Origin of the sequence: Trichlorobacter sp. (genome assembly GCF_030247655.1) — a bacterium.
GTDB lineage: Bacteria > Desulfobacterota > Desulfuromonadia > Geobacterales > Pseudopelobacteraceae > Trichlorobacter.
Genome location: NZ_JAOTRZ010000130.1, coordinates 1 through 7887 on the forward strand (window position 1 = coordinate 1; position 7887 = coordinate 7887).

General features: G+C 50.6%; 10 protein-coding genes and 1 tRNA gene. 3 read left to right on the forward strand and 8 right to left on the reverse strand.

All coding sequences use genetic code 11. The features are described 5' to 3' along the window. From OEL57_RS11215 to OEL57_RS17005, 4 genes are all read right to left on the reverse strand, one after another. Window positions 1-905: RNB domain-containing ribonuclease (locus tag OEL57_RS11215; protein ID WP_300740623.1), on the reverse strand; the 905-nt coding region annotated here is incomplete at its 3' end. A 262-nt stretch (window positions 906-1167) separates the two neighbouring features. Beyond that, window positions 1168-2214, reverse strand: a complete 1047-nt coding sequence (gene lpxD, locus OEL57_RS11220; RefSeq protein ID WP_300740624.1) for a UDP-3-O-(3-hydroxymyristoyl)glucosamine N-acyltransferase — start codon at window positions 2212-2214, stop codon at window positions 1168-1170. Between the two features lie 366 nt (window positions 2215-2580). Then, the gene (locus tag OEL57_RS11225) at window positions 2581-3744 is read right to left on the reverse strand and encodes an ATP-binding protein (RefSeq protein ID WP_300740625.1); all 1164 of its coding nucleotides are present in this window, start codon (window positions 3742-3744) and stop codon (window positions 2581-2583) included. 84 nt (window positions 3745-3828) lie between these two features. After that, window positions 3829-3948, reverse strand: coding sequence for a helix-turn-helix domain-containing protein (locus tag OEL57_RS17005; protein WP_414718517.1), 120 nt, complete (start codon window positions 3946-3948; stop codon window positions 3829-3831). A gap of 93 nt (window positions 3949-4041) precedes the next feature. Between OEL57_RS17005 and OEL57_RS11230 the strand changes: the two genes are divergently transcribed. Then, the gene (locus OEL57_RS11230; RefSeq protein ID WP_300740626.1) at window positions 4042-4368 is read left to right on the forward strand and encodes a hypothetical protein; all 327 of its coding nucleotides are present in this window, start codon (window positions 4042-4044) and stop codon (window positions 4366-4368) included. A gap of 147 nt (window positions 4369-4515) precedes the next feature. Here OEL57_RS11230 and OEL57_RS11235 read toward each other — a convergent pair whose 3' ends face one another. The 4 genes from OEL57_RS11235 to OEL57_RS11250 all read right to left on the reverse strand — a co-directional run bounded on the left by OEL57_RS11235 (window position 4516) and on the right by OEL57_RS11250 (window position 6527). Continuing rightward, window positions 4516-5025: a hypothetical protein gene (locus OEL57_RS11235; RefSeq protein WP_300740627.1), complete on the reverse strand. Its 510-nt coding sequence runs from the start codon at window positions 5023-5025 to the stop codon at window positions 4516-4518. Window position 5026: 1 nt separating this feature from the next. Beyond that, window positions 5027-5728, reverse strand: a complete 702-nt coding sequence (locus OEL57_RS11240; protein ID WP_300740628.1) for a DUF3800 domain-containing protein — start codon at window positions 5726-5728, stop codon at window positions 5027-5029. Between the two features lie 290 nt (window positions 5729-6018). Beyond that, window positions 6019-6093: transfer RNA gene (locus tag OEL57_RS11245), tRNA-Cys, on the reverse strand. 53 nt (window positions 6094-6146) lie between these two features. After that, on the reverse strand, window positions 6147-6527 hold the full coding sequence (locus OEL57_RS11250; RefSeq protein WP_300740629.1) for a hypothetical protein: 381 nt from the start codon (window positions 6525-6527) through the stop codon (window positions 6147-6149). Between the two features lie 170 nt (window positions 6528-6697). Here OEL57_RS11250 and OEL57_RS11255 point away from each other — a divergent pair, with 170 nt between their 5' ends. After that, complete coding sequence (locus OEL57_RS11255; RefSeq protein WP_300740630.1) at window positions 6698-7441, forward strand: YebC/PmpR family DNA-binding transcriptional regulator; 744 nt, start codon at window positions 6698-6700, stop codon at window positions 7439-7441. Window positions 7442-7483: 42 nt separating this feature from the next. Beyond that, on the forward strand, window positions 7484-7887 hold a 404-nt coding region (msrA, locus tag OEL57_RS11260; protein WP_300740631.1), incomplete at its 3' end, for a peptide-methionine (S)-S-oxide reductase MsrA.

The following is a 7887-nucleotide window of genomic DNA, read 5'->3' on the forward strand; positions in this document are numbered from 1 at the left end:
GGGTAGGCCTCGCGGTCAAGCAGACTGCCAGGTTTGACGTAGTGTGAGACATCGGCAATGGAGACCCAGAGGCGAAAATTCTGGCCTTCAGGACGGATAGCAACGGCATCATCAAAATCCTTGGCTGTTTCACCGTCAATGGTCACGGTGGGAATCTTGCGCAGGTCAACCCGGTCTTTCAGGTCATCTTTACTGACCTGGGCTGGTGCAGCCTGCGCCTCTGCCAGGATTTCCGGTTCAAAGGTGTGGGGCAGGGCAAACTTGCGGATAACGGTCTGTACCTCAACATCCGGATCATCGGGCCAGCCCAGAATTTCAACCACCTTACCCTCTGGCGGCCGTCCGCCCACCGGCCAGGCAGTGACTTCAATCACCACCTGCTGCCCATCAACCGCTCCGTTGACCGCATTGCCCGGTACGGTAAAGAATGTGCCGATCCGTAACTCTTCCGGCACCAGTGTGGCGCCGCGCTTGCTCTGCTGCAGTCTCCCCACGATCCGGCTGTTGGCCCGTTCAAGGATGGCAATTACCCGACCTTCCAGCTTGCCCCGCTGGGAACGGCTCTTTTCGGCTCTGACCGAGACCTTGTCACCATGCAGGGCGTTGTTAATGTTCTTGCCCGGAATAAAGATGTCCTCGCCACCACTCTCCGGTTTAACAAAACCGTAGCCATCACGGTGAATCGAAATGCTGCCCTGTACGGTACCACTGTTCTCTGCACCCGGCAGGGTGTAGCGGTTGCCGCGCAGACGCAGAACTTCACCACTACGCACCAGATCATCCACTATCTGCTTGAGCTCGTTTTTTATATGGCGGCCACCAAAGGCGCGGAGTAAAGAGGCGAAGTGCAGCGCTTCGGTCTCTTCTGCCAACAGGTTCAGAATCTCTTTTTTATGCAGGAGCATTGTATCTGTGCCTTTCATCGTTACGTGTGCCGTATGATTGTGCGGACATTATAGAAGTGAATGGTGTGGAAAGGCAAACAGTGAACTGGTTGTGGAGAAAAATTGTGGTGGGGCAATTTCTGGTGAATTTTATGCGCGTGGTTAGTGCCACAGAGGGGGTAGTTCTCTGGCTGGTCGTGTCCTAGAACAGTTTATCAGACTGCAGTGTGTTGCTTGGCTTGGTGGACTGAGCAAATGTAATACCGCACCAGGCATATTGGGTTTAGTTGCCCTGAGTATCCAGGCGTTCTTCAACTTGTGTCATACGATTTCTCAGCTTTAAAAGGGTCTTGCGCATTTCAGGCAGGTGGGGAAACACGGCAGCTGACTTGAGACGTGATTGATGCTGGATGGCCGGTGTGCCGCTCATCACGGCACCGCTAGCAACGTTATTAAATACTCCGGACTGACCGGAGATCATGGCATTATCACCGATTACCAAGTGGTCTACAATGGCCACCTGGCCACCAAGGGTGACATGTTTTCCTAGTTTGGTGCTGCCTGCGATGCCAGCCTGGGCCACGATGATGCAGTTATCGCCAATCTGGCAGTTGTGGGCAATCTGTACCAGATTGTCGATTTTGGTGCCTTGGCCGATGTGGGTTGTTTCAAGTGCTGCCCGGTCAATGGTGCTGTTTGCTCCGATTTCTACATCATCTTCAATAATAACAATCCCAACTTGTGGGATCTTGAACCAGCCATCACCATCCGGTGCATAGCCGAAACCGTCACCGCCTATGACCGAACCATTGTGAATAGTAACTCGATTACCAATCCGACTACCTTCCCGCACTGATACGCTTGCGTGCAATGTGACATCATCACCCAGGGACACCCCTTCATATAGGGTGACGTTAGCATGAATCGTTGCCCGATCACCGATGCTTACCCCGTCGCCGATGTATGCACCGGGGTAGATGGATACCTCTGCACCCATAGTGACCCCCTCACCGATAAAGGCTCCGGTCATAATACCTTTGGTGGTTCGCTTCCGGTGCGTAAATAGGGCCAGTAGTTTGGCAAAAGCGAGATGCGGGTTTGTTACGACAATTCCGTTGCGACCAAATCCATTGGCTGCAGCAGTCATGACTATTGCCGAGGCACTGGTGGTTTCGACTTTTGCTGCATATTTTGGGTTGGCTAGAAAGGTTATTTGGCCCTTTTGGGCATTATCAAGGGTGCCAAGGCCTGTAATGATGAGGGAAGGGTCCCCCATGGTTCGTCCACCGAGATGTTCAGCCAGTTCTTGCAGCGTTTTGGTAATAGGCATGGAGGCTCCATCTGCACGAAATGACATTAGATGTATGGCTTATACAGGTATAGTTGTCTAATACCTAGAAATAATATTACAGTTGCGAAGACGAGGGAAGGGAGAGGTGAATGGCGATTTTAGAAACGCTCACGGAAGTAAAAAAACGGGTTAGCCTTGTAAGCTAACCCGTTGTTTTCTTTGGAGGCGACGAGCGGATTTGAACCGTCGCCTCCAATTGGATGCTCAAGTGGCTGATTATACAGTTTTTAGTGTTCGTAATGCGTCCGACGTCGTCTGTCGCTTGTAGCAAATCTTGTAGCAGTTTGTAGCATAAAACAACCGTCTATAGATAGCTGTTGGTTGTTGCAACACCTCAGTTAGATTCTATGGGCTTTGTAGCAATCCAGCCAGCTCGAATATCGATATTGCTTCGATGTCGGTCGAGAACCGATATCGCTCTGTGCCTGGATAAACGAGAAACTTTCGTTCTGGTTCTAAATCAAGGCAGGCTGCGTGGAATCCTCTCTCAACTTTTGGTGCCAGGCTGCGTTTGACCTCTATTGCCCATTTACTGCCGTTCGGCCAGACCAGCAGCAGATCAATCTCGGCACCTCCACTGGTCCTATAGAAGTAGCCCTGAACCTCACGCGGAACGAAGGTCAGTATGGTTTCTATTACAAAACATTCCCAGCTTTGCCCCACAACCGGATGTGACAGCAGTGACTCTTTGTCGGGGATAGCCAGTAATGCGTGAACCAGACCGCTGTCTCTGACATAGACCTTTGGCGTCTTGACAAGCCGCTTACCCAGATTGGCGTGCCAAGGCTGAAGGCGTCGCACCAGTAACAGATCAACCAGCAGATCAAGATAGCTGGCAGCTGTTTTGGCATCAACTCCCAGGTTTCGGGCAAACTGGGCAGTATTGAGAAGACCTCCCTGGTGATGGGCCAGCATGCCCCAGAATCGGCGCATGGTCTCAGCCGCTATGCGTGGCCCGAACTGTGGTATGTCTCGCTCCAGATAGGTCCTGATAAAATCCTGACGCCAACGCAAGCTGCGGTTGTCATCGGCTGCCAAAAGGCTGTCAGGGTATCCGCCCCGCACCCATAGTTGGTCAATAGATGGCGCGCCGACCTCAAGCAGGTGCAAGGGAGACAGCTCAAGATAAGCGATCCGGCCTGCCAGGGTCTCGCCAGATTGCCTTAACAGATCCAGTGATGCTGATCCTAGCAGCAGATATTGGCCGGATCTGCGTCCAGCCCGGCGGCCCTTATCAATCAGTCCACGCAGGACAGGGAACAGGCCGGGTGCCCGGTGGATTTCGTCAATGATGACCAGTCGGTCCTGATGGTCTGTGAGATACAGTTCCGGTTGAACCAGTTTTGCGCGATCCTGCTCCGACTCAAGGTCAAGGTAGTGGGCGTTGAGTTGTCTACCGACCTCAAGAGCCAGGGTTGTTTTGCCAACCTGTCTGGGGCCAAGCAGGGCGACAGCTGGAGCATGGGCAAGGGCGTCTTTAAGGTGTGATGTGAGATATCGCTGTATCATGTTTGCAATTATGGACTATTGTTACTCGAATTGCAAGGATGCGGTGTTTGTGAATGTAAATAACTTTTGGTTGATAGATGAAGGTTAAATCATCACCTCAAGGCCTTTGCGATCAAGGATATTCAGAAGCTTCAGCGAAGGGCCGCCAGGATGTTTCTCGCCAATCTCCCATTTCTGGACCGTAGACAGGCTGGTGTTCAGCATCGAGGCTGTGAGGGCGGGGCGCGAATTTCAGAGATTAATCACGTCACGAAAGATCAACTGCGGGGCTTGCGGGCTGATCCGCATAGTGGGGTTGTGAAAGGCTGGATTCATGTTGAAGGGAAGGGCGGTAAAGAGCGGGAGGTTGGTGTCTCGCCTGGAACATATGCTCGCTTGTCGGCTGAGGTCGCTGGTGGCACACGGTTCGAGTTCGACAAGAACGCTTATCGCTCTGATCTGAAAGAGGCTGCTGTCCGAACAGGACAGAATTATGAGGGGTCGCATGGTTTGCGCTGGTCATGGGCGCAGGAGCGGCACACGGAGTTACAGCAGCTTGGTATGACCTATGATCAGAGCTTGACCGAGGTGTCCCGCGAAATGGGGCACGAGCGCGGAGATATTACGGAGCATTATCTGAAGTGACAGGGCAAATGAGTGGGTGAACAGCTTTCTTTGTTTTTATGCAAAAAGTGGTTGCAATCATCGCGGCAAATTGTATACTAGATACAAGCCGAAAGGCTGGTGGCCCTTTACCTAAGGTTTAGGACCGTGGCAGTGCCTCAGTCGCCGTTAAGACTGGGGTTTTTTTGTTTCTAATAGCAGGCTGTCCTTCCGCATTTTCTTCAAATATACTTCATCTGCCAGGAATGCTGAGATAAAGTCAAATTCCTGGTAATTTGCGCGTGCCTCCAGCACCACAACATATTTCTCTTCAACAACAAGCAGCACCCTTCTCTTTTTCTGTCGGTTACGGCTGTCTTTACGAAATTGCTGTAAAACCTCGATGGTTCCCTTGCTGGCGGCCAGAACCTCCTTGATCCAGAGGATGCAGCGTGCCCTTCTCTGTGACAATGGCACAGTATGGACGCCAGAGCCAAAACGATAATCCGTACTTTCCGAAAAGGCGTGGTCAAATGCACCGGCAGAAAAATAGACCCGAAAACCATGCCAGTCAAAATGCTCCAGCTTTTTACCGCCAGAGATTACGTAGGTTTCAAGATACAGTTTTCGGTATGCTGCTATAAGTTCTTCTTCCGTGTCTGCTTCCAGTCGGACAAGTGGCCAAAGGTGTTCCGACATTTCAGCGCCCCGTGAAGTGGAAGATGTTGAATTTTTCGGCAGAGAGAGTTGTTGTGGTCTTCAGTGTACGTAGACCGGCTGCTTTGGCAACATCTGCACAAAATGACAGTTTAATCTCGCTTCCTTGCCGCTCATTCCAGGCATAACCGACTGCACCGATTAGAAGATCAACAAGCTGTATCAGTGGAATACTGTGAGAGCTTACCGGTTCCAGGCATTCAACCTTGGCCTTGCCGGTCAGCCTGCGCCGGAGGATATCCCGCAGGTCTATAAAACGCCGCTGCGTTCTGTTTTGCTGGCCATCAAGAAAGATATGGTAGGCGTGGTCACGTTTTAGCCAGTGAACCAGCATCTGGTAATACAATTTGTAAAAGCCAAGCTCATTGTCACCATCATTAAACTGATCGTGATCCAGGGCGCTACGGTCTGCCACAATACAGCGGAAGGAAAGGCAAGATTCCGTTGCAAACAAGTTAAGCAGTGACCAGTAAAAATCACGACGATTGGGAGATAAGGTTTTCCAGCCAAATTCACGCCAGGTGTCGTGCTGCTTTCTTATCGCATTTATGCGCCGGGTAATCTCATCTTTCTTGTCACGCGGGCAGGCCAAAGCACCAATCACCATGAACGGGTCTTCGGGGTTGGATGTATGTCTGCTTTCGTCGCAGTAAACATTGAAATGTGATGTTTTAGCCTGGCTCACGCTCCACCCTCCACCACAGTAATTTGTTCGTCGGTCTGGCTGCCTTGAGCAGAGAGCACATGTAGGCGGGCACAACGATTGTGTTTACATAGCAGAAAACACCATGAAATAACAGAAAGCATTAATTGGTGAGTCTCTTGGGGGAATTGGAGGACAGCTTGGTTGTATTGCAAAATATCAGAGTGTTGGTTGTGTAGGTGGATTTGGGGGTATAAATAGAAAGTGTTCCCATAAACGTTCCCATAGCAAAACAAAAGGGGCTAGCCATATTGGCTAACCCCTTGTTTTATTGGAGGCGACGAGCGGATTTGAACCGCTGAATAAAGGTTTTGCAGACCTCTGCCTTACCACTTGGCTACGTCGCCGATAAACTTTGAAGAATTGCATTTATATCTAACTTATCAGGTGTCTGTCAAGATTATTTGAATTTAATCGCTACGCCGGCAGCACGATATTCTGTGGCGGGAAAAGCGGGAAACATGACGATGGTGATTTGGCGACTGGTGACCTCGGGAAATATAAGGGCGTCAGCGCCCATTTTCTGCGCCTCTTCGCGGAGCGACGTTATGCCCCATTCCTGCAGTTTTGGATCGAGCTTCAAATCATAATCAGTGAAGTAGACCTCTCTGGAAATCTGGATTCTGCCTAGCTTTTCGTAAGGACGTAGCAGCTCATCCTGAGCAAGAACAGGCGGTAGGTCTTTGTTATAGGGCTTGGTTGCTGGTATAGCAGAACAACCAACGAGTAGCGCAAGCAGAAGCACTAAACTAAAGGTTCGCAGTGAGCAGGCAGGTGCCATTGCTTGATTCCTCCATTAAGTGTGATTCGAGGTTTGAGAGTAACAGGATGCTTGACGGCTGTCCAGCATACAGCACAGCATTTTCACTCTGGACAGGTGGTATACGCCATGTTAAAAAAACAAGTTCCGTCATGGAGCAGATACAGATTTTATGGTGAAGGAGTAGGAATATGTCGGGCCATAATAAATGGAGTACCATCAAGCACAAAAAAGGTGCCGCAGATGCCAAGCGTGGTAAGATCTTTACCAAGATTATCAAGGAAATATCGGTTGCAGCAAAATTGGGTGGTGGTGATCCGGCAGCTAACCCTCGCCTGAGAACAGCTATTGATAAAGCCAAGGGCGAAAACATGCCCAAGGATAATATTGAACGGGCCATCAAAAAAGGCACCGGCGGTATGGAAGGGGTTGTCTACGAAGAGATCATCTATGAGGGCTACGGCCCAGCCGGTGTAGCTGTACTGGTTGAGGTTATGACCGATAACCGTAACCGTACCGTCTCTGAAGTGCGCAGTATCTTTACCAAGTGTAACGGTAACATGGGAGAGGCCGGCTGTGTGGCCTGGATGTTTGATAAAAAAGGGTTGATCAGCTATGACAAATCGGTTGATTTCGATCAGCTGTTTGAGGCTGCCCTTGATGCAGGTGCCGATGATGTGGTTGAAGAAGATGAACAGATTGAGGTGTACACGGAGCCGTCCAGCTTCATCGAAGTGAAGGATGCCCTTGAGGCAAAAGGTTTCAAATTTCAGAATGCTGAGGTTACCATGATCCCGCAAACCCAGGTGGCGCTTGAGGGTAAGCAGGCAGAAAGCATGCTGAAGATGATGGATCGACTTGAAGATTGTGATGATGTCCAGAACGTGTATGCAAACTTTGATATATCAGCGGATGAAATGGAAAAGATGATGTAACCGGAAGGGGGCTTTAGGCCCCCTTTTTTGCATGGAGGCGATATGGAAAAGGCTACCTTTGCAGCGGGCTGTTTCTGGGGCGTGGAAGAATCGTTTTACGATGAACCTGGCGTTGTTGCTACCAGGGTGGGCTATACCGGCGGTACGCTTGAAAATCCGACCTATCAGCAGGTCTGTAGTGGTAGCTCCGGCCATGCTGAGGCGGTTGAGGTGACCTTTGATCCCGAGCGGATCAGCTATGAACAGTTGCTGAAGATCTTCTGGCAGTGCCATGATCCAACCCAGCTGAACCGGCAGGGGCCGGATGTCGGCAGTCAGTACCGTTCAGCCATATTCTACCATACTGAAGAACAAAGAGGTATGTCCGAGGCATCTCGTGAAGCTCTTGATCTTTCAGGACGCTATCAGCGTTCAGTGGTGACTGAGGTCGCCCCCACAACCACCTT